At 64.5% G+C, this 26,630-nt stretch carries 19 protein-coding genes and 4 pseudogenes; 16 read left to right on the top strand and 7 right to left on the bottom strand.

Annotation, left to right across the window (positions count from 1 at the left end; all coding sequences use genetic code 11):
* The first annotated feature begins 171 nt into the window (after nt 1-171).
* The gene (locus KWO_RS21265) at nt 172-2,403 is read left to right on the top strand and encodes an NADP-dependent isocitrate dehydrogenase (protein ID WP_010372423.1); all 2,232 of its coding nucleotides are present in this window, start codon (nt 172-174) and stop codon (nt 2,401-2,403) included.
* Between the two features lie 74 nt (nt 2,404-2,477).
* Here KWO_RS21265 and KWO_RS21260 read toward each other — a convergent pair.
* Nucleotides 2,478-2,730 (bottom strand): annotated as a pseudogene (locus KWO_RS21260) (hypothetical protein).
* 102 nt (nt 2,731-2,832) lie between these two features.
* On the opposite strand from KWO_RS21260, the gene KWO_RS21255 reads away from it, so the two are divergent.
* The 3 genes and pseudogenes from KWO_RS21255 (at nt 2,833) to KWO_RS21245 (ending at nt 6,460) form a co-directional block, all read left to right on the top strand.
* Nucleotides 2,833-3,780 carry a LysR substrate-binding domain-containing protein gene (locus tag KWO_RS21255; RefSeq protein WP_010372425.1) on the top strand — a complete coding sequence of 316 codons (948 nt, stop codon included), beginning with the start codon at nt 2,833-2,835 and terminating at the stop codon, nt 3,778-3,780.
* Nucleotides 3,777-5,516, top strand: coding sequence for a bifunctional isocitrate dehydrogenase kinase/phosphatase (gene aceK / locus KWO_RS21250; protein WP_010381916.1), 1,740 nt, complete (start codon nt 3,777-3,779; stop codon nt 5,514-5,516). Before KWO_RS21255 ends, aceK begins: the two co-directional genes overlap by 4 nt.
* A 60-nt stretch (nt 5,517-5,576) precedes the next feature.
* A pseudogene (locus KWO_RS21245) lies at nt 5,577-6,460 on the top strand (energy transducer TonB).
* Between the two features lie 102 nt (nt 6,461-6,562).
* On the opposite strand, the gene rho reads toward KWO_RS21245, so the two are convergent.
* The gene (gene rho, locus KWO_RS21240) at nt 6,563-8,452 is read right to left on the bottom strand and encodes a transcription termination factor Rho (protein ID WP_026113147.1); all 1,890 of its coding nucleotides are present in this window, start codon (nt 8,450-8,452) and stop codon (nt 6,563-6,565) included.
* 215 nt (nt 8,453-8,667) lie between these two features.
* Nucleotides 8,668-9,009 carry a thioredoxin TrxA gene (gene trxA / locus KWO_RS21235; RefSeq protein ID WP_010370143.1) on the bottom strand — a complete coding sequence of 114 codons (342 nt, stop codon included), beginning with the start codon at nt 9,007-9,009 and terminating at the stop codon, nt 8,668-8,670.
* A gap of 198 nt (nt 9,010-9,207) precedes the next feature.
* Between trxA and rhlB the strand changes: the two genes are divergently transcribed.
* The 6 genes from rhlB (at nt 9,208) to rpoH (ending at nt 15,289) form a co-directional block, all read left to right on the top strand.
* A complete protein-coding gene (rhlB, locus tag KWO_RS21230; protein WP_113622360.1) occupies nt 9,208-10,932 on the top strand; it encodes an ATP-dependent RNA helicase RhlB in 1,725 nt (574 codons plus the stop codon).
* 75 nt (nt 10,933-11,007) lie between these two features.
* Entirely contained in the window at nt 11,008-11,694 is a 687-nt protein-coding gene (gene ftsE, locus KWO_RS21225; RefSeq protein WP_010382511.1) for a cell division ATP-binding protein FtsE, read from the top strand.
* Complete coding sequence (gene ftsX / locus KWO_RS21220; RefSeq protein ID WP_010382514.1) at nt 11,691-12,641, top strand: permease-like cell division protein FtsX; 951 nt, start codon at nt 11,691-11,693, stop codon at nt 12,639-12,641. The genes ftsE and ftsX overlap by 4 nt, the downstream gene beginning before the upstream one ends.
* Nucleotides 12,642-12,649: 8 nt before the next feature.
* Nucleotides 12,650-13,492, top strand: coding sequence for a response regulator (locus KWO_RS21215; protein WP_010382516.1), 843 nt, complete (start codon nt 12,650-12,652; stop codon nt 13,490-13,492).
* Complete coding sequence (ung, locus tag KWO_RS21210) at nt 13,489-14,214, top strand: uracil-DNA glycosylase (protein ID WP_010382519.1); 726 nt, start codon at nt 13,489-13,491, stop codon at nt 14,212-14,214. Before KWO_RS21215 ends, ung begins: the two co-directional genes overlap by 4 nt.
* A gap of 199 nt (nt 14,215-14,413) precedes the next feature.
* Nucleotides 14,414-15,289 (top strand): RNA polymerase sigma factor RpoH, encoded by an 876-nt coding sequence (rpoH, locus tag KWO_RS21205; protein WP_010370120.1) that lies wholly within the window; start codon nt 14,414-14,416, stop codon nt 15,287-15,289.
* A 77-nt stretch (nt 15,290-15,366) separates the two neighbouring features.
* On the opposite strand, the gene KWO_RS21200 is transcribed toward rpoH, so the two are convergent.
* A complete protein-coding gene (locus tag KWO_RS21200) occupies nt 15,367-15,981 on the bottom strand; it encodes a trimeric intracellular cation channel family protein (protein WP_017112674.1) in 615 nt (204 codons plus the stop codon).
* Between the two features lie 52 nt (nt 15,982-16,033).
* Nucleotides 16,034-17,326 (bottom strand): NAD(P)/FAD-dependent oxidoreductase, encoded by a 1,293-nt coding sequence (locus KWO_RS21195; RefSeq protein WP_017112673.1) that lies wholly within the window; start codon nt 17,324-17,326, stop codon nt 16,034-16,036.
* 116 nt (nt 17,327-17,442) lie between these two features.
* On the opposite strand from KWO_RS21195, the pseudogene KWO_RS23425 reads away from it, so the two are divergent.
* From KWO_RS23425 to KWO_RS21180, 3 genes and pseudogenes are all read left to right on the top strand, one after another.
* Nucleotides 17,443-18,025: pseudogene (locus KWO_RS23425) on the top strand (hypothetical protein).
* Nucleotides 18,022-18,852, top strand: a complete 831-nt coding sequence (locus KWO_RS21185) for an NYN domain-containing protein (protein ID WP_010370107.1) — start codon at nt 18,022-18,024, stop codon at nt 18,850-18,852. Before KWO_RS23425 ends, KWO_RS21185 begins: the two are co-directional and overlap by 4 nt.
* A 35-nt stretch (nt 18,853-18,887) precedes the next feature.
* On the top strand, nt 18,888-19,511 hold the full coding sequence (locus KWO_RS21180) for a glutathione S-transferase family protein (protein ID WP_017115183.1): 624 nt from the start codon (nt 18,888-18,890) through the stop codon (nt 19,509-19,511).
* A gap of 164 nt (nt 19,512-19,675) precedes the next feature.
* Here KWO_RS21180 and KWO_RS21175 read toward each other — a convergent pair whose 3' ends face one another.
* Complete coding sequence (locus tag KWO_RS21175; RefSeq protein ID WP_010382533.1) at nt 19,676-21,898, bottom strand: primosomal protein N'; 2,223 nt, start codon at nt 21,896-21,898, stop codon at nt 19,676-19,678.
* A gap of 466 nt (nt 21,899-22,364) precedes the next feature.
* Here KWO_RS21175 and KWO_RS21170 point away from each other — a divergent pair, with 466 nt between their 5' ends.
* The 3 genes from KWO_RS21170 (at nt 22,365) to KWO_RS21160 (ending at nt 25,203) form a co-directional block, all read left to right on the top strand.
* Nucleotides 22,365-23,405: a hypothetical protein gene (locus KWO_RS21170; RefSeq protein WP_026113275.1), complete on the top strand. Its 1,041-nt coding sequence runs from the start codon at nt 22,365-22,367 to the stop codon at nt 23,403-23,405.
* Nucleotides 23,389-23,991, top strand: coding sequence for a DUF3106 domain-containing protein (locus KWO_RS21165; RefSeq protein WP_026112209.1), 603 nt, complete (start codon nt 23,389-23,391; stop codon nt 23,989-23,991). The genes KWO_RS21170 and KWO_RS21165 overlap by 17 nt, the downstream gene beginning before the upstream one ends.
* Before the next feature lie 228 nt (nt 23,992-24,219).
* Nucleotides 24,220-25,203, top strand: a complete 984-nt coding sequence (locus KWO_RS21160; RefSeq protein ID WP_017113471.1) for an IS5 family transposase — start codon at nt 24,220-24,222, stop codon at nt 25,201-25,203.
* A gap of 140 nt (nt 25,204-25,343) precedes the next feature.
* On the opposite strand, the pseudogene KWO_RS21155 reads toward KWO_RS21160, so the two are convergent.
* Nucleotides 25,344-26,559, bottom strand: a pseudogene (locus KWO_RS21155) (DUF3667 domain-containing protein).
* Nucleotides 26,560-26,630: the final 71 nt, after the last annotated feature.

Genomic DNA, 26,630 nt, shown 5'->3' with positions numbered 1-26,630 from the left:
AGTGGCAGGATGGTCGAGCCGAATTTTGCCAGAACGGGATGGACGCGCGACAATCGTGGGCCATACCGATCGGGGGCGTTCTCCCCGATGCCGCCCGCGATCCAGTCGGCAACGTACCCTCACGTATTGTCATCACTGTCTCTCCTTTCCTCCGAGATCCTATCCCGCACCATGTCGAAGACACCGAAGATCCTCTACACGCTCACCGACGAAGCACCTTACCTCGCCACGCAGTCGCTGCTGCCGATCATCGATGCCTACACAGATACCGCCGGCATTGTGGTCGAAACGCGCGATATTTCGTTGGCCGGGCGCATCCTGTCGCTGTTTCCGGAGTATCTGAGCGAGACGCAAAAGATTGCCGACGACCTCGGCGAACTCGGTGAGCTGGCTACCACGCCGGAAGCCAACATCATCAAGCTGCCCAACATCAGCGCCTCGGTGCCCCAGCTCAAGGCGGCGATCAAGGAACTGCAAGGCCAGGGCTACGCGCTGCCGGCGTATCCGGACGAGCCGAAGGATGCAGCCGAAAAAGACGTCAAGGCGCGCTACGACAAAGTCAAGGGCAGTGCGGTGAACCCGGTGCTGCGCGAAGGCAATTCCGATCGCCGTGCACCACTGTCGGTGAAGAACTATGCACGCAAGCACCCGCACCGCATGGGTAAGTGGAGTAGCGAATCCAAGTCGCACGTGTCGCACATGGAGTCTGGCGACTTCTTCGGTAGCGAGCAGTCCACCACGCTGGCCGACGCCGGCACGCTGAAGATCGAATTCGTCGGTGCCGATGGCAGCAGCACCGTGTTGAAGGACAAGGTCGCGGTCAAGGCTGGCGAAATCGTCGATGCTGCGGTGTTGAGCAAGCGCGCGCTTGCCAGCTTCATCGACGCGCAAATCGCCGATGCCAAGGCCCGCGATGTGCTGTTTTCGGTGCATCTGAAAGCCACCATGATGAAGGTCTCCGATCCGGTGCTGTTCGGCGTGGTCGTCGGCGAGTTCTACAAGGACACGCTGAGCAAGCATGCCGATGCGCTCAAGTCGGTCGGCTTCGATCCCAATAACGGCATCGGCGATCTGTACGCACGCATCGGCACGTTGCCGGAAGACCAGCAAGCGCAGATCAAGGCCGATATCCAGGCCGAATATGCGCAGCGTCCGGGTCTGGCGATGGTCAATTCGGATAAGGGCATCACCAACCTGCATGTGCCCAGCGACGTGATCGTCGATGCATCGATGCCGGCGATGATTCGCGACTCCGGCCAGATGTGGAATGCACAAGGCAAGTTACAGGACACCAAGGCGGTGATTCCGGACCGTTGCTACGCCGACGTGTATCAGGCGGTGATCGATGACTGCAAGGCGCACGGCGCGTTCGATCCGTCCACCATGGGCTCGGTGCCTAACGTGGGCTTGATGGCGCAGAAAGCCGAAGAATACGGCTCGCATGACAAGACCTTCCAGATGTCCGCTGCGGGCACCGTCAAGGTCACCGATGGCAATGGCAAGACGGTGTTCGAGCACGCAGTGGAAGCCGGCGATCTGTGGCGCATGTGCCAGGTCAAGGACGCGCCAATCCAGGACTGGGTGAAGCTCGCCGTCGAGCGCGCACGTCTGAGCGAGACGCCTGCGGTGTTCTGGCTGGACAAGGCACGCGCACACGATGCGCAGGTGATCGCCAAGGTCGAGCAGTATCTGAAGGATCACGATACCAACGGCCTGGATATCCGCATCCTGCCGCCGGTGGACGCGACGACCTTCTCGCTGGAGCGCATCCGCAAAGGCCAGGACACCATCTCGGTCACCGGCAATGTGCTGCGCGATTACCTCACCGACCTGTTCCCGATCATGGAGCTGGGTACCAGCGCCAAGATGCTCTCCATCGTGCCGCTGATGGCGGGCGGCGGCTTGTTCGAAACCGGTGCCGGTGGTTCGGCGCCCAAGCATGTGCAGCAGTTCGTCGAAGAGAACTGCCTGCGCTGGGATTCGCTGGGTGAATTCCTGGCGCTGGCCGCTTCGCTTGAACACCTGGGCAACCGCTACGACAACCCGTCGGCCACCGTGTTGGCCAAGGCGCTAGATGTCGCGAATGGTCAGTTCCTCGATAACAACAAGTCGCCGGCGCGTAAAGTTGGAGAGCTCGACAACCGCGGCAGCCATTTCTATCTGGCAATGTACTGGGCGCAGGCCCTGGCCGCGCAGACCGAAGACACCGCGCTGCAGGCCAAGTTCGCACCGCTGGCCAAGGCCCTGACCGAGAAAGAAGCCACCATCGTGGCCGAGCTCAACGGCGCGCAGGGCAAGCCGGTCGAGATCGGTGGCTACTACCATCCCGATCTGGCCAAGGTCAGCGAAGCAATGCGTCCAAGCAAGACCTTCAACGACATCCTGGCCACGCTGAAGGCCTGAACCAACGCACCGCGTGTCAGTGCATCGACGCGCTGCCATCAAGGCCCGTCTCGTTAGAGGCGGGCCTTGTCGTTTCAGCGTAATGGCGACAATGCCGTGATCTCTCGCGCACCAGGCGCCGGCTCAGCCGCGCCATGCGCCGCTCGCGCGGGTCTGCTGCGTGGTATCGCCGGCAGTCTGTGGGTCCTGTGCGGACGTTGCGATGGATTCCCGCGGCTTCACTTGCTCCACTGGCTCCAAAGCCGCGTCCGGCTCCGCCAGACGCTGCGCGAGCGCCGCATCGGCAATGTGGCCATGCTGGAACAACAGCTCGGTAAAGATGCGCATGACCCGGCCTCCACTTGAGTGGAATCCACAGTAGGCGCAGGCTAGGGGACATAAAAGCGAGGCTTTTACAAGTGGGTGTTGAATTCCATTCAAGGGTGAGCCATGGCGCGTCCGCCGCTTCACGCATTGCAGGGCTTCGTCAGCGCTGTGCGCCTGGGCAACCTGTCGCGTGCCGCCAGCGCGATGCATCTCACCGTCAGCGCGCTCAGTCACCAGATGCGCGCGCTTGAACAACGGCTGGGGTATCCGCTGCTGCAGCGGCATGCGCGTGGCGTCACCGCCACGCTGCGGGGCCAGCAACTGCTCGATCGCATCGCACCGCATCTGGATACGATTGCCGAAGCGATCGAGCCATTCGGTGCGCGTCGCGAAGACACGTTGACGCTGAGCCTGACGCCGTCGATGGCATCGGCGTGGCTGGTGCCACGCCTGGGCGAATTTCTGGCCATCCACCCCACCATCGAAATCAATCTGCTGTCGAGCGAGCGACTGGTCGATTTCGAGCGCCAGCAGCAGGTGGATGCCGCCATGCGCATCGGTGCCGGACAATGGTCGGGCGTCATCGCCGAACCGTTGTTCGACGAATGGCTGGTGCCAATGGCAAGCCCCGCCTTGATCGCACGCATGGGCGGCAGGGAGGCGCCGCCGTTGCATCAGTGGCCATTGCTGGGTGACCCGGATGACGCGTGGTTGCGCTGGTTTGCGGCGTTTGGCGGCGATGCGCCGCGGCGGTATGTCGCCGTGCTCGACGAATCAGAGGCGCACCACCGTGCCGCCCTGGATGGTGTCGGCGTTGCATTGGGGCGTGTGACGCGCGCACGCCTGTTGCTTGAGTCCGGGCAACTGGTGGCGTTGTCCACGCAACGTCTCAAGACCAGCTGGTCGCATTACCTGGTGTATCCGCCGCGTTCCACCACGCATGGCGGGTTTCTCGCGTTCCGTGCCTGGCTGCAGGGGCAGGCGCGCGAACACGCCGCGCACGCGCAGCAGCTGACTACCGTGCCGTCCGCGGTGCGCCGTCGCAAGCGCTCAAGGACACTGCCGCCATGAGTCAGCCATCGTTACCACCGCAATCCGAGCGTCGCGCACTGGCCATCGCGCAGGCCGTGTATGAAGCCTTCGAGGACTATCACGCACACTTTTCCGCGATTACCGCACGTGCCAAGCAGCGGTTCGAAACGCGCGATTGGAGCGGTGCGCGCGACGACGCAGTGGCACGTATCGCGCTTTACGACCACTACATTGCCGAATGCATGTCGCGCTTGCGTGCCGTGCTGCTGGGCCAAGCGCACGATCGCGCGCTGTGGATGCGCGCCCGCGATCACTACGCCGCATTGCTGAGCGGGTTGATCGATCAGGAGTTGTACAAGACCTTCTACAACACCCTGACCCGGCGCTACTTCGGCACCCACGGCGTCGATGCCGAGATCGAATTCATCGCGCTGGATATCGAACCCACCGATGCCATCACTGTGCCGGTGGCGCGCCATACCTATGCCGTCTCGCCTGGCCGCTTGACCGACATGCTGGTGCGGGTGCTGGGCGACTATGCGTTCGCGGTGCCGTATGCGCACCGCACCCGCTGCGCGGCTGCGATTGCGGTGCGCTTGCTAGACGACCTTGCGCACTGGGGCGAACATCCAGTGCGCAGCGTGGAATTGCTGGAGACCGTGTTCTATCGCGAGCGTCGCGCCTATCTGGTCGGACGCGTATTCGGCGAACATCGCTTCTCGCCGTGCGTGATTGCCCTGATCAACGATGATGCCGGCATGCGCGCCGAAGCAGTGCTGACGCGGCGCAGCGATGTCGCGCAATTGTTCAGTAATTCACGCAGCTATTTCCAGGCCGACCTGTCCACCGTCGGCGATGCGGTGGTGTTTCTACGCAGCCTGCTCACGCACAAACCGGTCGATGAGCTGTACACGATGCTGGGCCGCGCCAAGCAGGGCAAGACCGAGCGCTATCGCACGTTTTTTAGCCATTTTCAGGCGCATCCGTCCGAACAACTGGTGCACGCCGATGGCACGCCCGGCATGGTCATGGTGGTGTTTACGCTGCCCAGTTACCCGCTGGTGTTCAAGCTCATTCGCGACCGCTTTGCGTATCCCAAAACCATGAGCCGCGCGCAGGTGGAAGGCAAATACGAGTTGGTCTTCCAGCTCGACCGCATCGGCCGCCTGCTCGATGCGCAGCCCTATCGTTTCCTGCGGTTTCCAAAAGCACGCTTTTCACCGGCGTTGCTGCAAGAGCTACAGACCAGCTGCGCGATGAGCCTGAGCGAAGATGGCGACGATGTGCTGATCGCACTGTGCTACGTGCAGCGCCGTCTGCGTCCGTTGAATTTGTACCTGCGTGAACAATTGCCCGAAGCCGCGCATGCCGCAGCCCTGGACTACGGCCAGGCCATCAAGGACATGGCGCGCAACAACATCTTTCCTGGCGACATGCTGCTGAAAAATTTTGGCATCACCCGCCATCAGCGCGCAGTGTTCTACGACTACGACGAGCTGTGCTTGATCACCGAATGCACCTTTCGCGATTGGCCCACGCCCACCACCTACGAAGAACAGATGGCCGCAGAACCCTGGTTCCATGTCGGACCACGCGACGTCTTTCCCGAGCGTTTCGCATTGTTCATGGGCCTGCCGTCCTCGCAACTGGAAGCGGTCAAACACCAGCACCCGGAACTGTTCAACCCACAATGGTGGCGCGACCTGCAGAGCCGCTTTCGCGAAGACGATTATCCCGACACCCCGCCGTATGCGGAATCGCGGCGTTTGGCGTAGCGATTTACCGGCAGTGGCAAGACTGGTACAACACGCACTCAACCCTCAAGGAGTGTGGTCATGAAGCGGAAGCAGCGTTTTGGTCTTGGCATCTTGTTGGCGTTAGCCAGTATTGGAGTTGCGCAGGCGCGTACAAGCGCAGCGCAAGTGCAAACGCAGACCGAGGCCAGCATGAATGTCACAGGCGAGTTGACATTGACCCCGGACGGCGTCGTCACGGCAGTGAAGCTTACCGACGAAGCGAGCTTGCCGCTGGCAGTGCGCGAGCGGATCAAGCAGTCGGTCGCATCGTGGCGCTTCGACCCTCTGCGCGGGGACGGCAGCGCTTTGCCCGCGCAGTTGCCGATGAGCCTGCTGCTGGTTGCAAAGCAAGGGGAGGGAGAAAACTATCTGGTGTCGATCCGCAGCGCGCATTTCGGCGGGCAAGCGCAAGACGCAACGAGTGTGCGGACCAAGGACATGCAACCACCGCGCTACCCGGAAGCGGCGTTTCGGGCCGGCGCCACCGGTGTGGTCTATCTAATGCTCAAGATCGGGCGCGATGGCAAGGTCGAAGATCTGATCGCAGAGCAGGTCAACCTCACGTCGCTGGTGCCGGAATCCAAACGTGCACGGGTACGCCAGGTGTTAGCCGATGCAGCGTCTGCAAAGGCGCGTGAGTGGAAGTTTTTGCCGCCGACAGAGGGGTCGGATGTCAATGCGCCTTACTGGGTCATGCGTGTCCCGGTCAGCTTTGACCTCGGAACCTCGGCACGCGATCTGATCGCCGCAAAGCAGGTCTAGAAATGGCGGTCGTATCTGCCTGGTCCGCGTCAGAGCGCTCCCTGGAATGAACAGCGCGGCGCAGGGACATCGAACGATAGCCCGGAGCTCTGCCTGGCAGTGGATTGTTCTCCGCACGCGGAGAAGGTGTTCGCCTGGTAACACCGTTGCAAGGGAGTTGAGGGCCGTTGGTCGAAGCGGCTAACGGCTGCACGATAGTCACCTCACTTATAAAAAAAGCCCCGCAACGCGGGGCTTTTTTGTTTCGATAAAACCGACCGAAATCAGCGTTTCATCGAACTGAAGAACTCGTCGTTGGATTTGGTGGTCTTCATCTTGTCCAGCAGGAATTCCATTGCCGCGATTTCGTCCATCGGGTGCAGCAGCTTGCGCAGGATCCAGATCTTCTGCAGCAGCTCCGGCTCGATCAGCAGGTCTTCGCGGCGCGTGCCCGAACGGTTGATGTCGATGGCCGGGTACACACGCTTTTCGGTGATGCGACGGTTCAAATGCACTTCGCTGTTACCGGTGCCCTTGAACTCTTCGTAGATCACCTCGTCCATCTTGCTGCCGGTTTCCACCAGCGCGGTGGCAATGATGGTCAGCGAGCCGCCTTCTTCCACGTTACGTGCCGCACCGAAGAAGCGCTTCGGGCGATGCAACGCATTGGCGTCCACGCCACCGGTGAGCACCTTGCCGGAGCTGGGCACCACGTTGTTGTAGGCGCGCGCCAGACGGGTAATGGAGTCCAGCAGGATCACCACGTCCTTCTTGTGCTCGACCAGGCGCTTGGCCCGCTCGATCACCATCTCGGCGACCTGCACGTGACGCGCAGCTGGCTCGTCGAACGTGGAGGAGATGACCTCGCCGCGCACGGTGCGCTGCATTTCGGTCACCTCTTCCGGACGCTCGTCGATGAGCAGCACAATCATGTGCACTTCGGGATGATTGGTGGTGATGGCCGTGGCCACCTGCTGCATCATCATCGTCTTACCGGCCTTCGGCGGGGAGACGATCAGCGCACGCTGACCCTTACCCTGCGGCGCCATCAGATCCAGAATGCGGCCGGTGATGTCCTCGGTGGAGCCATCGCCACGCTCCAGACGGAAGCGGCGACGCGGGAACAGCGGGGTCAGGTTCTCGAACAGAACCTTGCCCTTGCTCGCTTCCAGCGGCTCGCCGTTGATGGTGTCGACGATCGACAGCGCGAAATAACGTTCGCCGTCCTTCGGGAAGCGGATGCGGCCGGACAGATGGTCGCCGGTACGCAGGTTGAAGCGGCGGATCTGGCTGGGCGAAATATAGGTATCGTCCGGGCCGGCCAGGTAGCTGGCTTCTGCAGCACGCAGGAAACCGAAGCCGTCCGGCAGGATTTCCAGTACGCCGTCGGCGGCAACGCCTTCGCCATGACGGGTGAGCACCTTGAGCAGGGCGAAGATCACGTCCTGCTTGCGCGCACGCGCCACGCCTTCCTGGATATTGAGCTGATCGGCGATATCCAGCAGCTTCTGCGCCGGCATCCGCTTGAGATCGCTCAGCGAATACACCGGGAAGCCTTCCGGCACGGCCGGATGCGGCCGTGCGATAAACGGCTCGTTGCTGCCATCGGACGAGGGCATGCCGCCGCCTTCGTTACCGAAACGATCACGCGGGCCGCGGTCACGGCGGTTGCGGAACCGGTCGCGGCGATTGCCCTGCTGGTTCTGGCCTTGCTGGTTTTGTCCATGACCCTGACCGCCCTGGCCTTGCTGATTCTGGCCGGCGCTCTGGTTCTGGCTTTGTGCCTGGGCCTGACCCTGCTGCTGGCCTTGCCCCTGGCTCTGGGCCTGATTCTGGTTTTGCTGTTGCTGCGCCTGATTGAAGCGCTGCTGCCGCGACTGGCCGCCCTCGCGGGGCTCGCCGTGGGTGTCACCGCCGTGGTTGGCGCTGGGCGCCTGACCGGCGTGTGCGCCATCGCTGGACGTCTGCGCCGGTGCCGGATCGGCAGCGCGCGACGGTGCCTGCGGGGCACGGGGTGCTTCGGGTGGGGGGCTGGCGGGCAAGGGCAGGTTGGGCTGCTGTGCGCCACCGTCTTCATTGGCGACGGCGGTCTTGCTCACGCGCGGCTTGCGCACGCGCTTCTCGACGGGAGCGTCGACGCTGCTCCCGGTATCGGAGGAAGGATGATCGGACAAGTGCGTGATTCCTCGCTAAGGTGCGAGCGCCCAGCTAGGGGGCGAACTATTGGTAGATGGGAGTCTAGAAGAGTTTCTAGAGGGGTACGGCGGCGCACGAACGTGTGCCGGACCAACTGATACTATCACCGCGGCGCGTTAACGCGCAAGCGTCTTCCGGGGCAGGATTTAACTGCCGGCGCCCATCGGGCGCCCATCGCTGGACGCCCGTCTGCTCAGGCGGCTGCGCCGCCCAGGGTCTTGTCGATCATCTGGGTCAGCTGGCCCTTGCCGACTGCACCGATCTGGGTCGCCTGCACTTCCCCGTCCTTGAACAGCAACAACATCGGGATCGAGCGCACGTGGTACTTGATGGCCAGCGCGCGGTTCTGGTCCACGTTGACCTTGGCAACCTTCAGGCGGCCCTGGTAGGTGTCAGCTAGATCGTCCAGCACCGGCGCGATCATCTTGCACGGGCCACACCACTCGGCCCAAAAATCCACCAGAACCGGTTCGCCGGATTGCAGTACCGCTGTATCGAAGTCGGCATCGCCGACATGTTGAACCTTATCGCTCACGTTGGGTCTCCTGGAAACCAAAACGGCCCACCCGAACGGGCAGGCCGCTACATTGCGTTAAACTGGGGCATTGCGCGACTGAATCAAGTGTCAGTCCTGAAGCCGCGCTGTCCGCCACAAGAGCCGCAGTTTGCGACGCTGTCGGCATCGATGCAAGCCGCGCCCGGGCTGCCCAGGGCGCCCCACGAAGACGGAATAATGAGCGACAAACCGCTAACCGATTTGACCTTTTCCTCGTTCGACCTACATCCGGCGCTGATCGCCGGCCTGGAGAGCGCAGGGTTTACCCGCTGTACCCCGATCCAGGCGCTGACCTTGCCGGTCGCGCTGCCGGGCGGCGATGTCGCCGGCCAGGCCCAGACCGGCACCGGCAAGACCCTGGCGTTCTTGGTGACGGTGGTGAACCGCCTGCTGAATCGCCCGGCCCTGGCCGACCGCAAGCCCGAAGACCCGCGCGCGCTGATCCTGGCGCCGACCCGCGAGCTGGCCATCCAGATCCACAAGGACGCAGTGAAGTTTGGCGCCGACCTGGGCCTGCGCTTTGCGCTGGTCTACGGCGGTGTGGACTACGACAAACAGCGCGAGCTGCTGCAGCAGGGCGTGGACGTGATCATCGCCACCCCGGGCCGCCTGATCGACTACGTCAAGCAGCACAAGGTGGTGTCGCTGCACGCCTGCGAAATCTGCGTGCTGGACGAAGCCGATCGCATGTTCGACCTGGGCTTCATCAAGGACATCCGCTTCCTGCTGCGGCGCATGCCCGAGCGCGGCACCCGGCAGACGTTGTTGTTCTCGGCCACCCTCAGCCACCGCGTGCTGGAGTTGGCCTACGAGCACATGAACGAGCCGGAAAAGCTCGTCGTCGAGACCGAGACCATTACCGCCGCGCGGGTGCGCCAGCGCATCTATTTCCCGTCCGACGAAGAGAAGCAGACACTACTGTTGGGTTTGTTGTCGCGTAGCGAAGGCGCCCGCACGATGGTGTTCGTCAACACCAAGGCATTCGTCGAGCGCGTGGCGCGTGCCCTGGAGCGGCATGGCTACCGCGTTGGCGTGCTGTCGGGCGACGTGCCGCAGAAAAAGCGCGAGTCGCTGCTCAACCGCTTCCAGAAGGGCCAGCTAGAAATCCTGGTTGCCACCGACGTGGCTGCGCGCGGTCTGCACATCGACGGCGTCAAGTACGTCTACAACTACGACCTGCCGTTCGACGCGGAAGACTATGTGCACCGCATCGGCCGCACCGCGCGTCTGGGCGAAGAAGGCGATGCGATCAGCTTTGCCTGCGAGCGCTACGCGATTAGCCTGCCGGACATCGAGGCTTACATCGAGCAGAAGATCCCGGTCGAGCCGGTGACCTCCGAGCTACTGACGCCGTTGCCGCGTGCAGCACGCGTGCCGGTGGAAGGCGAAGAGGTCGATGACGACGCTGGCGACAGCGTGGGCACGATCTTCCGCCAAGCGCGCGAACAGCGTGCTGCCGAAGAACAGCGTCGCGGTGGCGGGCGCAGTGGCCCCGGCGGCGCATCGCGCAGCGGCAGTGGCGGCGGTCGCCGCGATGGTGCCAGCGCCGGTGCCGACGGCAAGCCGCGTCCGCGCCGCAAGCCGCGTGTGGAAGGCGAAGCGCCCGCAACTTCCGCGCCGACCGAACATCCGGTGGTTGCTGCCGCAGCGGCGCAGGCGCCTTCCGCGGGCGTGGCCGATGCCGAGCGCGCACCGCGCAAGCGCCGTCGTCGTCGCAACGGTCGTCCGGTTGAAGGTGCCGAGCCGGCAGTGGCATCCACGCCGGTTGCCGCGCCTGCCGCACCGCGCAAGCCCACCCAGGTGGTTGCCACGCCAGTGCGCGCTGCAAACAAGCCGTCGGGCAGCCCGTCGCTGCTCAGCCGGATCGGTCGCCGACTACGCTCGCTGGTCTCGGGCAACTGACCGTTTGCGGTATCGATCGCATCGCCGAGCATCGGCGATGCGACGCAAGCACTGGCGCTCCGGCATAATCGTTAGATGACCGTTCTGCGTTTCGACAACGTCAGCAAGCACTACGCCGGGGGCCACCAGGCGCTGACCGATGTCAGCTTCGAAGTGGCCGATGGCGAGATGCTGTTCGTGACCGGCCACTCCGGCGCCGGCAAAAGTACCTTGCTCAAATTGATCCACCTCAGCGAGCGGCCAAGCCAGGGCGCGGTGCTGCTGGGCGAACGCAACCTGCTCAAGGTGCGCGGCCGGCAGATTCCGCTGCATCGGCGCCAGGTCGGTGCGGTCTATCAGGACCACCGTCTGCTCAACGACCGCAGCATCGCCGAGAACGTGGCGTTGCCGCTGATCCTGCGCGGCACCCGGCGTGCCGAGATCGGCAAGCGCGTGCGCTCTGCGCTGGAACGTATTGGTCTGTCCCATCGCGAAAAAGCCTTGCCGTCGCAATTGTCTGCGGGCGAGCAGCAACGCGTGGGCATCGCGCGCGCCATCGTCGGTGAACCGCGCCTGCTGGTGGCCGATGAGCCCACCGGTAATCTCGACCCGGCGCTTGCCGCAGAAATCATGCAGTTGTTCGCCGAACTTCCTGCGCGTGGCACCAGCGTGCTGGTGGTCAGCCACGACCTTGCCCTGCTCAAGCAGATGCGCAAACGCGTGCTGATCCTGGATCACGGCCGCCTGGTCGACGACATCTCGCCGCAGGACCTGGCCGAATGAGCAAGCCCGCCAATACCGAAGCCGTCGCGCCGTCGCGATTCGGCGTATGGATCGACCACCACCTGCACAGCATCGCCTTCAGCCTGGGCCGTGCGATGCGCAAGCCGTGGGCCACCTTGCTGACCATCGTTGTGATGGCTTTGGCGCTTGCGCTCCCGCTGGGGCTGTCGATTGCGTTGGACAACGTCAAGCTGCTGGCAGGCAGCGTGCAGCAGTCGCGCGAAATCAATCTGTTTCTGAAGGTGGACGTGGCCGCCGACGCGGCGCAGGCGCTGGCTGGCGAGCTGCGTGCGCGCCCGGACGTTGCCAAGGTCACCTTGCGCACGCCCGAGCAGGGTTTGGCCGAGCTACGCGAGAGCGCCAAGCTCGATGAAGCTGCCGATGCGCTGGGCGAAAACCCGCTGCCCACCTTGCTGATCGTCACCCCCGCCGATGCGGCCGACGATGCGCAACTGGCCGGCGCGCTGCAGGCGCTGCCGCAGACCGATCAAGTGCAGCACGACGCGCTGTGGCGCAAGCGTCTGGATGGCTGGCTGCACTTCGGCGAGCGCCTGGTGCAGGTGTTGTCGGCCTTGCTCGGCATCGGTGCGGTGCTGGTAGTTGGCAACACCGTGCGACTGGATATCCAGTCGCGGCGCGAAGAAATCGGCGTGCTGCAGTTGCTTGGCGCCAGCGATGGCTTCATCCGTCGCCCGTTCCTGTATCTGGGCGCGTGGTACGGGCTCGGTGCCGGCGCCGTTGCGCTCGCTTTGATTGCTGCCTCGGGTCTGGCGTTGCGTGCGCCACTGGCGACATTAGCCGACAGCTACGGTAGTTCTTTTACCCTGCACGGGCTGGATCTGTTGCATTCTGCGATGGTACTGGTCGGCACACTGGTGCTGGGATGGTTGGGCGCCTGGCTGGTGACCGGCCATTTCCTTCGCCAGACCCGCCCCACCGAGACCTGAGACCTGCCATGCATTCACCAGATCTCAAACACCTGATCAGCGACGCGCCGCGCGTGATGGTGGTCGATGGCTCCAAGCTGGTACGCAAGCTGATTGCCGACGTGCTCAAGCGCGACCTGCCCAACGTGCAGGTGATCGGCTGTTCCAGCATTGCCGAAGCGCGCCAGACACTGGAAGCTGGGGCAGTGGATCTGGTGACCACCTCGCTCTCGCTGCCCGATGGCGATGGCCTGACTCTGGCGCGCAGCGTGCGCGAAACCGCCGGGCGGGCGTACGTGCCGGTGATCGTGGTTTCCGGCGATGCGCAGCAGCATCTGGTGGAGCGTCGCTTTACCGAATACGTCACCGACTACTTCGACAAGGCGCTGGGGCATGAAGCCCTTGCCACCTTCATCCGCGGCTACGTGCAGCCCGAGCCGGTGGTGGGCGCGACCGTGCTCTACATCGAAGACAGTCGCGTGGTGGCCGAGGCGACCAAACGCATGCTCGAGCGCCAGAGCCTGAAAGTGGTGCACGTACTCACCGCCGAAGATGCCTTTGCGCTGCTTACCGCCGAATCGCTGGGCCGCACCGAGCGCCGTATCGACGTGGTGCTGACCGACGTGACCCTGAAAGGCGAGCTCAACGGCCGCGATGTGGTCGAGCGTATCCGCATCGATTTCGCCTACGGCAAGCGCCGTCTGCCGGTGCTGGTGATGACCGGCGATACCAACCCGCGCAATCAGTCCGAATTGCTGCGCGCCGGTGCCAACGATCTGGTGCAAAAGCCGATCGAAGAGCGCCTGCTGGTGACCAAGGTGTTGTTCCAGCTGCGCCTGGCACGCTTAGAGGATCAGGCTGTCACGCTATGACTGAAGTGGAAGCACGTATCCAGCTGGAACCGTCGTGGAAGGCAAAGGTGGGCGACTGGCTGCTACGCCCGGAGATGCAGGAGCTGTCGGCATTCCTGCGCCAACGCAAGGCTGCCGGTGCGCGGGTGTTTCCGCCCGGCCCGCAGATCTTCGCTGCCTTCGACGCCACCCCGTTCGATCAGCTCAAGGTGGTGATCCTGGGCCAGGACCCGTATCACGGCGAAGGCCAGGCGCACGGGCTGTGTTTTTCGGTGCTGCCGGGCGTGCCGGTGCCGCCGTCGCTGCTCAACATCTACAAAGAGATCCAGGACGATCTGGGCATCGCGCGGCCGGATCATGGCTACCTGATGCCCTGGGCGCGCCAGGGCGTGCTGCTGCTCAATGCCGTGCTGACGGTGGAGCAGGGACGCGCCGGCGCCCACCAGAACAAGGGCTGGGAAGGCTTCACCGACCATGTGGTGGAAACCCTCAATCGCGAGCGCGAAGGCTTGGTGTTCCTGCTCTGGGGCAGCTACGCGCAGTCCAAGGGCAAGGTCATCGACCAGGCGCGCCATCGCGTGTTCAAGGCGCCGCATCCCTCGCCGTTGTCGGCGCACCGCGGCTTCCTGGGCTGCCAGCATTTCTCCAAGACCAACGCGCATTTGCAACGGCGCGGGATCAGCCCGATCGACTGGTCGCTGCCGCCGCGCAATGAGTTGGACACTACCTCCGCCGGTGCCTGAACAGCGTTGCCGACAGCCTCGTTTTCGCAACCAATGTGTCACGGTTTGCAGAGGGGCTGGGTGGTAACGTAGGTGTCGAATTCGGATTGCCGGACTGTAGAACACCGGCGGCATAAAAAGCCCGAATGTTCTATAAATGGATTCTGGGAACTCTTTCTATACCCGGCAGTCCATTAGTTCGACTGCTAAGATGGTGCCTATGAACCAGACTACCTCGACTGCCCTTGTGGCAAACAATCTCCCGATTCCCAGTGCGCTCGGTTCGCTGGACGCCTACATCGGTGCCGTGCACCAGATTCCGGTGCTGTCGGTCGATGAGGAACAGAATCTGGCCCGCCGCTTCCGCGACGAGCTGGATCTGGACGCCGCGCGCGAACTGGTCCATTCCCACCTGCGCTTCGTGGTGCACGTTGCCCGCGGCTACAACGGCTACGGCCTGCCGCTGGGCGACCTGATCCAGGAAGGTAATATCGGCTTGATGAAGGCGGTCAAGCGCTTCGACCCGGACATGGGTGTGCGTTTGGTCAGCTTCGCGGTGCACTGGATTCGTGCCGAAATGCACGAGTTCATCCTGAAGAACTGGCGCATCGTCAAGGTCGCCACGACCAAGGCGCAGCGCAAGCTGTTCTTCAACCTGCGCAAGTCCAAGACCCGCCTGGGCTGGCTCAATGCGTCGGAAGTGACTGCGGTCGCCAAGGACTTGAACGTCTCCGAGCGTGAAGTGATGGAGATGGAGTCGCGTCTGTCCGGTCGCGATATCGGTTTCGATGCGTCGTCGGATGAAGACGACGATCACGGCCCGCCGTCGCCGGTGAGCTACCTGGTCGCCAACGAAGAAGATCCGTCGCAGGCGTACGAGCGTCACGACAGTGAAGACAATCAGCTGCAGTTACTGCGTGAAGGCATGGCTGGCCTGGACACGCGTTCGCGTGACATCGTCAAGCGCCGCTGGCTGGATTCGGATTCCAAAGTGACGCTGCAGGAGCTGGCCGACGAGTACGGCGTGTCGGCCGAGCGTATCCGCCAGATCGAAGCGAATGCGCTAAAGAAGATGAAGGCGCTGTTCGTCGCCTGATCTTGCGATGACGCAGGAGTTGTTGCGCAAACGGCCCGGTTTTCCGGGCCGTTTGCATATGAGGTGCTACGCGATTGCTACTCCGGCGCGCGCGCTACCGGCAGATGCCAGCCGTAACGGATGGCCATAAAGCGCAGGCCAAAACACACGCCGGCACCGGTTGCCAGCGACCAGGCCTGCGGCACGTCCAAGATGTGCCCGACCGCGACCAGCCCGCCACCAGCCAGCGCGGCGACGGCATACAGTTCGGCCTGCAACACCACTGGCGTGCGTGCCACCAGCAGATCGCGCGCGATACCGCCGCCGATGCCGCTGAGCATGCCCAGCAGCGTCGCGCTCAGTGGGCTGAGGTGGTAGTCCAGCGCCTTGCTGGTGCCGTACACCGCAAACAGCGCCAGCCCGGCCGCGTCGAAGATCTGCACGGGGTTGCGCAGGCGTTCCACTGCTGCATGCCAGTAGAAGCCGGCAACGCCGGCCAGGCAGGCGACCAGCAAATACTGCGGCTGCACCAGCGCGGCCGGCGGGGTGGTGCCGATCAGCACATCGCGCACGATGCCGCCGGACACCGCGGCCGCGCAGGACAGCACCAGCACGCCGAACAGATCCAGGCGGTTGCGCACCGCCACGGTCGCGCCGCTGAGGGCGAACACGAAGGTGCCGAGCAGATCCAGCAGGAACAGGACAGTTGCCACGATCAGGCCATCGACTCAGGCCGCACAGCATCGCGCACGGCCTGCGCCGCTGTCACCCGTCCTTGCTGCTGGGCGGCGGGTCGTCGGTGGCGCCGCCGAAGATGATGCGTGCAGCGCGCTGATAGCTCCAGTACGCCATCGCCCAGTTCACCAGCACCACGAACCGGTTACGGAAGCCGATCAGGAAGTACACGTGCGCGGCCAGCCAGAACCACCAGGCGACGATCCCGGAGAGCTTGAGTTTGCCGACATGCACGATGGCCGCCATGCGGCCGATCGTGGCCAGGTTGCCGAAGTCCTGGTAACGGAAGGTTGGCGTCGTCTGGCCGCGATGGCGTGCACCAATCGCCTTGGCGATGTGCTTGCCCATCTGCTTGGCGGCAGGCGCCACGCCCGGCACCGGGCGACCGTCTTGCTGCACAGACGCCAGGTCACCGCCGACGAAGATCTCCGGGTGGCCCGGCACGCTGAGGTCGGGCTCCACCAGTACGCGACCGGCGCGATCCAGCGGCACGCCCAGCGTGCGCGCCAGCGGCGAGGCAGCCACGCCGGCCGCCCACACCACGGTGCGCGCCGGCACGAAGGTGTCGCCGAGTTGGTAGCCCAGCGCATCGATGTGGGTGACCGGCGTGCCGGTGTGCACTTCCACGCCCAGGCGTTCCAACTGCTTGCGCGCCTTGTCGGTGAGATCTTCCGGAAACGACGGCAGCACGCGCGGGCCGGCTTCAACCAAGCGCACGCGCGCCTGTTGCGGGTCGATGTGGCGGAACTCGTTCTTGAGCGTGTGGCGGGCGATTTCGGCCAGGGTGCCGGCCAGTTCCACGCCGGTCGGCCCGCCACCGACCACCGCAAAACTCAACCAGGCGGCGCGTGCGGCAGGGTCGGATTCGGCTTCGGCGCGTTCGAAGGCGAGCAGCAGCTTGCGCCGCAGCACCAGCGCGTCATACAGCGTTTTCAGGCCCGGTGCGTGTTCGGCCCAGTGGTCGTTGCCGAAATAGGCATGCGTGGCGCCAGTGGCCAGCAGCAGCATGTCGTAACCGAGCGTGTTGCCGTCGGCCAGGACCACTTCGCGGCGGGCCGGTGCGATGTCGGTGACATCGCCGAGCAGCACTTCGACATTGCGTTGCTCGCGCAGGATGTGCCGCAGCGGTGCGGCGATGTCCGGCGCCGACAGGCCGGCAGTGGCGACCTGGTACAGCAGTGGCTGGAACAGATGATGGTTCTGGCGGTCGATCAAGGTGATGCGGATATTGGGGTCATCGAGCGCGCGGGTCGCCCATAAGCCGGCGAAACCGCCACCAACCACAACAAGGTGCAGTGGAGCTTGGGAGGGGGGAGGGGTCATCGTAAGGTCCGATGGATTGCGACGCGGGCTCCACAGCATGCCGCATCGGCAATGAACATGCCGCGTCAGCGCGGCCCTGTGCGGCATCATGTCGCATCCTTGCTTCCGGTGACCGCATGTCGTCGCTACCGCCCCCGTTGCCGCCATTGTCGTCTGTGCCGCCAGCTGCATCGTGCGCTGCGCCGCCACTGGTCCCATCCGCGCCCGCGGCCAAAAAGCCACTCAGCGGCGTTGCGATCGGGCTGATCGGCGTGGTGACCTGTGTGGTGCGGTTCGGGATGCTAGTGCTCGGCGCACTCGTCTGGCTGATATCGATCGGCTGGTCGTTGTTTGTCGATCAGGCGCGCAGCGCCTGCAGGACGATGCAGTCGTGCAGGAACATATCGGGCAGATCCGCGACATGCGGGTGGATCTCTATCGCACCAGTCTGGCACCGAGTGGCGATGAGTTCGTGTTCGATGTGGAAGGCATCGCGGCACTGGACGCGTGCATGCCACTTAGATCAGTGACGGCGCCGAACGCGAGATCCTGAGCACAGGCGTGCTCACGCTGCGCGATGGCACCGAGTACACCTTGCCGGTCGAGGCTGAGGCGGACGTCGACACCGACACCGACGAAAGCGACATGGAGACCGGCGTCGACATCGACACCGATATCAAGACCGAATCTGCTGAATCTGCCGCGTCCCTGGAGCAATGAGCATGATCGACAATCCCGACAAACGCATCGCGCTGCTGATCGACGCCGACAATGCGCCGGCCGGCAAGATCGACGTGGTGCTGGCCGAAGTGGCGCGCTACGGCGTGGCCAACGTGCGCCGCGCTTACGGCAACTGGAAAAGCCCGCATTTGAAAGGCTGGGAAGCAGCGTTGCACGATTACGCGATCCGCCCGATCCAGCAGTTTGCCTACAGTTCCGGCAAAAACGCCTCGGACATGGCGATGGTGATCGACGCGATGGATCTGTTGTACGCGCGCAATCTGGACGGATTTGCGATTGTCTCCAGCGATGCCGACTTCACGCCGCTGGTGATGCGCCTGCTCACCGACGGCATGAAAGTGTATGGCTTCGGTGAGAAGAAAACACCTGCGCCGTTCGTCAATGCGTGCTCCAAATTCACCTATGTCGAAGCGCTCGGCGAACAGGCGGCGGCTGCCAGCGAGACCGCTGTCGGTCGCAAGGACGCCACCGCATTACGCAGCGATACGCGCCTGGTGCAAATGCTGCGCAACGCGATCGTCAGCGCCTGCGAAGACGATGGTTGGGCATTGCTGAGTGCAGTCGGTAAACAGGTCGCCAACCAGGCCTCGTTCGATCCACGCAACTACGGCTATCGCAAGCTCAGCGATCTGGTGCGCGCGATCGGCTTGTTCGAGATCAAGCAGGACGAACAGGCGTTGTGGGTGCGCGACACGCCCAAGGGTGGGCGCGCCAAACCGGCGCAGCCGGCCGCTGCGAAGGCGCAACCGGCAGCGGCTGCCAAGCGCCCCGCGCGTGCGCCAGCCAAACCTGCAGCAGGGGGCTGAGCATGACGCAGGACGCAAATCTGCCCGCCGCAGCGATGCCCGCCATCACGATCTGGGGACGGCGCAATTCCAGCAACGTGCGCAAGGTGTTGTGGTGCGCCGAAGAAGCCGGGGTGGTCTACACCTCGATCGAAGTGGGCGGTGCGTTCGGCGGCAACGACACGCCGGCCTATCGCGCCTTGAATCCGAATGGCGTCGTGCCGACCTTGCAGGATGGCGCGCTGGTGCTGTGGGAATCCAATGCGATCGTGCGTTATCTGGCCGCGCACTATGCGCCGGCGTTGTATCCGCAGGCACCGGCCGAACGCGCGCTGGGCGACCGCTGGATGGATTGGACTACCTCCACGTTCGCCGGTGTGTTTCGCGACCTGTTCTGGGGCGTTGTGCGCACAGTGGAGGCCGAGCGCGATCACGCACGCATAGATGCGGCGTTGAGCCAGTCGGGCGATCTGCTCGCACGCGCGGATGCGGCATTGGCGCAGCAGCCGTATCTATCCGGCGAGCAGTTCGCGATGGGTGATATTCCGCTGGGGAGCTTCATCTACGCGTGGTTCGAAATGCCGATCGAGCGCCCGGAATTGCCGCATCTGCAGGCGTGGTACGCGCGCCTGCGTGCGCGGCCGGCGTACCAGCGCGCCGTAATGACGGCATTGACCTAAAGCGGCTAACACAACGTGGTGAGCAGTTGCGGGTAGGAGCGCACTTGTGCGCGAGGGCATTGCCGGTAATGCCCCATCGCGCGCAAGCGCGCTCCTCCACGACGTGAGCACACCGCGCAAAACATGCGTGGGGCTGCCAGCGGCCGTGTTTGATACGCCATGCGCTAATACAAGTCGATCGGGTCCACATCCAGCGACCAGCGCACGCGGCGGGCTTGCGGCAATGCATAGATCGCCGGCAGTTGCGTATCGAGCAGCCGATGCAATGCCGAGCGTTGCTGCGCCGACAACAGCAGCTGGGTGCGTTGGAAACCGGCGCGGCGCGGCATCGGTGCCGGCATCGGGCCGTAGCATTCCACTGCAGCAAATGCCGGCGATTGCGTGCTGGGGTCGGCGCTGGTCAAGCCACGCACCGCCAGCAGGAACTGATTGGCCGCCGCCACATCCTTGGCTTCGGCACGGAACAAGGCCAGGTGCGCGAAGGGCGGGAATCCAGCCGCTTCGCGCTGCTGCAGTTCGGCATCGACAAAGGCGTGGTAGCCGCCATTGACCAGGGTCTGCAGCAAGGGATGCTCGGGGTGGTGGGTCTGCAGCCAGACTTCACCCGGGCGATCGGCACGCCCGGCGCGTCCTGCCACCTGGATCAACTGCTGGGAGAGTTTTTCGGCGGCGCGGAAGTCGGCCGAGAACAGGCCTTCGTCGATGCCGACCACTACCACCATGGTCAGCCGTGGCAGATCGTGGCCCTTGGCCAGGATCTGCGTGCCGACCAGGATGCCGGCATCGGTGCCGAGCCGGGCGAGCTGAGTTTCCAGTGCGTCGCGGCGCTGGGTGGTACTGCGGTCGATGCGCACCACCGGGAAGTCCGGGAACGCCTCGGTCAAACGCTCTTCCAGCCGTTCGGTGCCGATGCCCTGCGGTTGCAGCGCCAGGCTGGCGCAGGCCGGGCAGGCCAGCGGTGCGGGTTGGCGCGCGCCGCAGTGGTGGCACTGCAGACGGCGGCCGCCGGCATGCACGGTCATCGGGGTCTGATGCAGCGGCGTGCTGCAGCGCTGGCAGGCGGCGGTCCAGCCGCAGTCGTGACACAGCAGCACCGGCGCATAGCCGCGGCGGTTCTTGAATACCAGGACCTGTTCGCCGCGCGCCAGGGTGGCGCCGATGCCGGCCAGCACCTCGGGCGACAGGCCGTCCTTGAGCGGACGCTTGCGCACATCCAGCACACGTACCCGCGGCGGGCGCGCTTCGCCGGCACGGCGCGACAAGCGCAGATGCTGGTAGCGGCCGGAGTAGGCATTGTGCAGGCTCTCCAGCGATGGGGTGGCGCTGCCCAGGATCACCGGCACATCCAGCGCCTTGCCGCGCACCAGCGCGAAATCGCGCGCGTGATAGCGGATGCCGTCCTGCTGCTTGTAGCTGCCGTCGTGCTCTTCGTCGATCACGATCAGGCCGGCGTTCGGCAACGGGGTGAACACCGCCGAGCGGGTGCCGACGATCAGCTTGGCCTCCCCGCGCCAGGCCGCTGCCCACACCCGTGCGCGTTCGCCATCGGAGAGTCCTGAGTGCAGCGCGTGCACCGGCACGCCCAGGCGTGCACGGAAGCGGCCCAGCGTTTGCGGGGTCAGCCCGATCTCGGGGACCAGCACCAGCGCCTGCTTGCCGGCGGCCAGGCAATCGGCAATCGCCTGCAGGTAGACCTCGGTCTTGCCGCTGCCGGTGACGCCATCGAGCAGATAGGTGGCAAAACCGCTGTGCGCGCGGATCGCGGCGGCCGCCGCCTGTTGTTCGTCGTTGAGTTGGGGGCCGCTGCCCGGGCGCGGTGAGATGGTGTCCGCCGGCATCGCCACGCGCTCGGCGTAGTGACGCTTGGCCAGGCTGCGCGCGGCCTCGCGCCACTGCGGCAGGAGCGGGTCCAGTTGCTCTTCGCCGACTGCACCGGTGAGCAGAAGAGCCGCCAACAGAGCGGGGCGGCTGCCCGCACGCAGGCTGGCGGCACCGCTGCGGCCGGCTTCGGTCAGCTGCCAGGCCCAGGCGTGGGTGTCGGCCAAGGGCTCACCGCGGCGTAAAGGGCCGGGCAGGGCGCTGGCCTGGGCTTCGCCGAGCGGCGCATGGGTGTAGCGGGCCAGCCACTGCAGCGAGCGTGCCAGTTCATCGACCAGTAGCCGCGCCTGGTCGCACCAGGCCAATGCCAGGCGCAGGCCGTCGGCCGTTGGCAGTTGGCCGATCTCCACCACCACGCCGACCAGCTCGCGCGGCCCAAACGGCACCCGCACCCGGCAGCCGACCCGTGCCTGATCGGTCAGCGGCGCATCGGCCGGGGGCAGATAGTCGAATAACTGAGGCAGCGGCACCGGCAAGGCGACGCGCAGGGTGGCGACGGTCGAAGACATCCGACCAGTCTACCGACCCTGTCCAGAGGCCGGCAGCCGACCCGAGCCGGTTCAAATCGGCGCCGAAGCGGCGCCGCGTTCTGTGACGGAAGTGATAAATCCGACGTAAACCTATGTGAGGGTTAAGGAAACGGGTTTATCCACACCGCCTGTGGATAAACCTGTGAATTAGTCTCGTGCTCCACGCTATGACGACGGATTCACTAGCCTCTTCAACCCCTTGGACATTTTTTAGCCAACATGCATAAGTTAATAAATTTCAATCACTTAGGCGTGAAACACGATTGCAACAAAGAAAAAACAACAGTTGACAGACGCACGCGTATCGGTATGTCTGCCGCTGTGCACAACCCGCAGCGGTGATGGGCGCGGCTGGCGTGAAGGCGGAGCTGGGCCGGGCCGATCTGTCAAGCCATCGGCGGTGGCCAATCGCGTCGGTATCATGCCGGCCGATGCTGGAGTTCTCATGACCGTAGTCCCCGACGCCCCCGTGACCCCTGCCGCGCTATCTGCCTTCTTGCGCGGTGTCGAGCGCCGGGGTCTGGTACTCGCCCAATTGCAATGCGGCGACGTTGCCACCGCCGAGCGCACCCTCGCAGCGGCTCTGCGCGCCTTCAGCAGCCAGGCGGCAGGTCGGCCGATGGCTGGCTGGCCGATGCGCTTCTGGAGCTTGCTGGCCACCGCGCCGCCGCTGCGACGCGAGCCGATGCCGGGCACCTGGCTGCCCCCATTCACCGCGCTGGGCCAGATGCAGACCGCCGACCGCCTGGCCCTGCTGCTGCGGATCGTGGCCGGGCTGGAAGAGGTAGTGGCCAGCGAGGTGCAGGGTGTCGAGGCGGCGGACTACCGACAGTCGCTGGCGCGCGCCTGCCCGCGCGATGCTGCCGGCAACCCCGATGCACAGGCCTGGCGGGCCCTGGCCGAGGCGGCGCAAGTGGAACTGCGCGACCTGACCCCGGCCCAGTTGACCCGGCTCAGCCAGCTGCGCGATTCGGCCTTGGCCGGGATGTCGCTACAGACGGCCGCGCCGGCCGCGGCAGCACCGGCGCCGCATCGTCCGGGTCCAGCCACCGCACGCACGCGTCCCAGGCGGCAATGGCAGTGGCCGCAGCTGGAGCGCCGCCACGCAGGCATGGCGCTGGGCGTGCTGGTGGTGGCGCTGCTGCTGGCGGTGCTGGGCTGGTGGTGGACCCACCGCCGGCCGGCGCTACCGCCCGAGCCCGTGTCGCAGGCGCCGGCTGGCGTGCTGCATGTGACCGACGCGGCGCCGGTCTTGGTGGAAGAACTGCCCGCGGCCGACCTGCCGGAAGCAGTGGCCAAGCCGGGCCTGGACCCGCGCGACCAGACCATGCTGGCCGACCCCGATCTGGAGCTGGCACGTGCTGCAGACTTCTATGCCTGGTATGCCGCCGGCCACCCGATGCCGGTCGATGAATCTGGCGCGCATGCCACCGCGGCCGAGCAGCCTTCCGCCCCTCTGGAGACGGTCGATGATGAAGCCAACTAACTGGTGCGGCCTGTTGCTCTGCGCCATTGCCGGCATTGCCGGCGCGCAGACCTTGCCGACGCCGCTGGAAGAATCCGCCGCTGCGCCTCTCGCATCCACGGCGGTTGCCGCAACGGCGAGTACAACCCCGAGCGCCGCGCAGCAACGCGCGCGCTGGGAGGCGATGACGCCCGCGCAGCAGGCCGAGTTGCGTGCCCGCTACGCCGCCTGGAAGGGGCTGACTGCGACGGACCGCGTGGTGCTGCGTCAGGCTCGCGAGCGCCTGCAGGCTTTGCCTAAGGATCAGCAACGCGCGTTGCGCACGCAGTTCGGCGCGATGGATCGCCTGCATCGCGATGGCTGGCGCCTGGGCTCGCAGGTGGGGGCGTTCTATGCACAATTGCAGCCGCTGATCGGCTACGTGCCACTGGCCCAGCGCGACGCCATGCTCGCCGCGCTGCGCAGCCTGGATGCCGGCCAGCTGGAGCAACTGGCGGTGTTGGCACAGCGCACCCCGCCCCAGGAACGCGATGGTTTGCGCGATGCTTTCCTGGCCGAAGCGCCGGCCACGCGCAGCACCTGGTTGAAGCGGCAGCTGGCGCGCTGATCAGTCACGGCACGGTTTCGCTGCGGTAGGCGTGCGCGTAATGTTGCGGATTGCGCGCGGCATTGGTTCAAGCGGCTGTTGGCGTCAGATAGCGCCGCCACGTACTGCGAATCACGCGCGCAGGCCCAACGATGCGTCACGCTGCAACGCGGCTGTTATCGCTAAGGAAACTCTGAACAACTCCCCTTGATCCTGCGACAATCACACAGACGCAACGGGACAACGACGATGCAACTGACCTTCGGCGATGCGGAGTACAACGGCAAGCGCAAGCGGACGCGGCGTGAGGTGTTCTTGGCCGAGATGGACCAGGTCGTGCCGTGGAAGGATCTGCTGGCACTGATCGAACCGCACTACCCGAAGTCGGGGCAGCCGGGGCGACAGCCGTATCGGCTGGAGACGATGCTGCGCATCCACTTTTTGCAGCAGTGGTACGCACTGAGCGATCCATCGGCGGAAGAAGCACTGTACGACACGGTGTCGATGCGCCGTTTTGCGAAGATCGGCGGGCTGGATGAGGTGCCGGATGAAACGACGATTCTCAACTTCCGGCATTTGCTGGAGCGGCATGATTTGGCGCGCAAGCTGTTCAACCGGGTCAACGCGCACCTGTCGCGTAAAGGGCAGAGTCTGCGGGGCGGGACGATCGTGGATGCCACGATCATTGCGGCGCCAAGTTCGACCAAGAACAAGGATGGCGAGCGCGATCCGGACATGCACCAGACCAAGAAGGGCAACCAGTACTTCTTCGGGATGAAGGCGCACATCGGGGTGGACGATGAGTCGGGCCTGGTGCACCACGTGGAATGCACGGCGGCCAACGCAGCGGACATCACGCAGGCGCACAAGCTGCTGCACGGCAAGGAAGACACTGTGAGCGGCGACAGCGGCTACACCGGGCTGGACAAGCGCGATGAGATGAAGGGCAAGCGCACGCTGCGCTACCTGATCGCGGAGAAGCCCTCGAAGCTGAAGCAGATCAAGAATAAGCGCGAACTGAAGTTGGCCAAGCGCTGGGAGCACACCAAAGCCAGCCTGCGTGCGAAGGTGGAACACCCGTTTCGGGTGATCAAGCGTCAGTTTGGTTACGTCAAGGTGCGCTATCGCGGTTTGGCGAAGAACACCGCACAGGTGCTGACGCTGTTTGCACTATCGAATCTGTGGCTGACGCGCAAAGCGTTAATGCCTGCTGCGGGGAAGCTGTGCCTGTAATCCAGGCAACACCCCGCAAACGTGCCGAAACCGGCAAAAAATCGGCGATTTGAGCGCCCTCAGCGCGGCGGATGCGGTTGCTTCGTTTTCCGGTCGCGTTGATCAGACCATCCCTAAGTCGCATCCACATCGGCGCCGCATCAAAGACGCGCCAGACTCGCCACCATCAACAGCGCCGCGGCAACCGTCACGAACACCAGATACACCCCGCTCAGTCCGACGTACTTGAGCACGGTGATCAACCATGACTGCGCATACACGGGTCGCTGCATCCACAGCAGATACACCGGCATCCACACCGTCAGGCCGAACTGCACCAGTCCAATACTCCAGGTGATCGGGCTGGCAATATGCGCCAAGGCATCGCTGAGTAGCGACAACAACAGCTGCACCAGCAGGTTCAGACACAAAAATGCATGGCTGTATAACGCCACCACCAGATGCTCCAGATACACCTGCCCGCTGCGGACATAAAACACCCGCAACAGCAGCGCAAACAGCGGCACCAGCATCAGCAACGCAGACGGCACCGCTGCGAAGAATGCGTTGTAGAGCAGCTGCGGATTGCTGCGCAGGCGCGGCACGTTGTCGCGGATGTGGCTCAGTTGCGTGTTGATCCAGCGGTTGGCCAATTGCGGTAGCGCCGCATAGTGCAGCGGGTTGCTCACCGGATCCCACGGCTTGCCCATCACTGAAAAGAACGTGCTGTCGTTGTCTGTCTCCGCGGTAGGCACGGCGCTGGTCGGGCGCGCATCGGCCTGCAACTGCGTCAAGCGGCGCTGCGCTTCGGCATTGGTGCGCGCGATGCCGGTCGGCACCACTGTGCGCGTCTGCGTGAGTATGTCGACCAGTTGCCTGCGCAGCGCTTCCACCTGTGCCGGCGTGCGTGCGCGAAATCCTTGGGCACCGTGGTCTGGCTGGTACCGGGCGCCGTGGCGTCGTCGTCTGCGTCGGACGCGTGCACGGCGATGCGCGCGATGAAGAACGTCAACAAGCTCAGGATCAGAATAGCCGCATCGGCGCCACATAGCGCACGCGTTGGCCGCTCAGCAAACGCAGTGCCAGGCGTCCGGGCACCAGCAGATCGCGCAGGGTGCGGAAGATGCGCCTATCCAGATGCCAGAACGATTCGAAGACTTCTTCCACCGCATGCGCGACGCTGCGCACCGGTTATGCGCGCTTTGCCCGCAGGCGTGGCAGAACGCGCCGTGCAATGCAGTCGAACAGTTTTCGCAATCCGTGCGGTGGTGCGCGGTCGAATGCAGTGACATGAGCCAGGTCCGGTTGGCGGGTCGTGGGAAGGGCGCGTTGCCGAAGATGTGATCCCGAAGGAGCAGCGTTGGCGCACGCGTGCAACGGTATCCCGCGCTGGCCCGGTGGTAGCAGCCTTCGCGTTTTTGTCCGCACGCGCTTACGCGCAGCAGGCT

This window comes from Xanthomonas vasicola pv. musacearum NCPPB 4379 (genome assembly GCF_000277895.2).
Taxonomy (GTDB): Bacteria; Pseudomonadota; Gammaproteobacteria; order Xanthomonadales; family Xanthomonadaceae; genus Xanthomonas; species Xanthomonas vasicola.
The sequence above is the reverse complement of the archived record's forward strand: the minus strand, read 5'-3'. Positions and strand labels throughout refer to the sequence as shown.

Coding starts and splice junctions, on each gene's coding strand:
- KWO_RS21255 (WP_010372425.1), top strand. CDS start 2,833: ATGGCGCGTCCGCCGCTTCACGCATTGCAGGGCTTCGTCAGCGCTGTG.
- ftsX (WP_010382514.1), top strand. CDS start 11,691: ATGAGCAAGCCCGCCAATACCGAAGCCGTCGCGCCGTCGCGATTCGGC.
- rhlB (WP_113622360.1), top strand. CDS start 9,208: ATGAGCGACAAACCGCTAACCGATTTGACCTTTTCCTCGTTCGACCTA.
- KWO_RS21265 (WP_010372423.1), top strand. CDS start 172: ATGTCGAAGACACCGAAGATCCTCTACACGCTCACCGACGAAGCACCT.
- rpoH (WP_010370120.1), top strand. CDS start 14,414: ATGAACCAGACTACCTCGACTGCCCTTGTGGCAAACAATCTCCCGATT.
- KWO_RS21180 (WP_017115183.1), top strand. CDS start 18,888: ATGCCCGCCATCACGATCTGGGGACGGCGCAATTCCAGCAACGTGCGC.
- KWO_RS21175 (WP_010382533.1), bottom strand. CDS start 21,898: ATGTCTTCGACCGTCGCCACCCTGCGCGTCGCCTTGCCGGTGCCGCTG.
- KWO_RS21165 (WP_026112209.1), top strand. CDS start 23,389: ATGATGAAGCCAACTAACTGGTGCGGCCTGTTGCTCTGCGCCATTGCC.
- KWO_RS21215 (WP_010382516.1), top strand. CDS start 12,650: ATGCATTCACCAGATCTCAAACACCTGATCAGCGACGCGCCGCGCGTG.
- ftsE (WP_010382511.1), top strand. CDS start 11,008: ATGACCGTTCTGCGTTTCGACAACGTCAGCAAGCACTACGCCGGGGGC.
- KWO_RS21195 (WP_017112673.1), bottom strand. CDS start 17,326: ATGACCCCTCCCCCCTCCCAAGCTCCACTGCACCTTGTTGTGGTTGGT.
- KWO_RS21170 (WP_026113275.1), top strand. CDS start 22,365: ATGACCGTAGTCCCCGACGCCCCCGTGACCCCTGCCGCGCTATCTGCC.
- KWO_RS21185 (WP_010370107.1), top strand. CDS start 18,022: ATGAGCATGATCGACAATCCCGACAAACGCATCGCGCTGCTGATCGAC.
- KWO_RS21160 (WP_017113471.1), top strand. CDS start 24,220: ATGCAACTGACCTTCGGCGATGCGGAGTACAACGGCAAGCGCAAGCGG.
- ung (WP_010382519.1), top strand. CDS start 13,489: ATGACTGAAGTGGAAGCACGTATCCAGCTGGAACCGTCGTGGAAGGCA.
- aceK (WP_010381916.1), top strand. CDS start 3,777: ATGAGTCAGCCATCGTTACCACCGCAATCCGAGCGTCGCGCACTGGCC.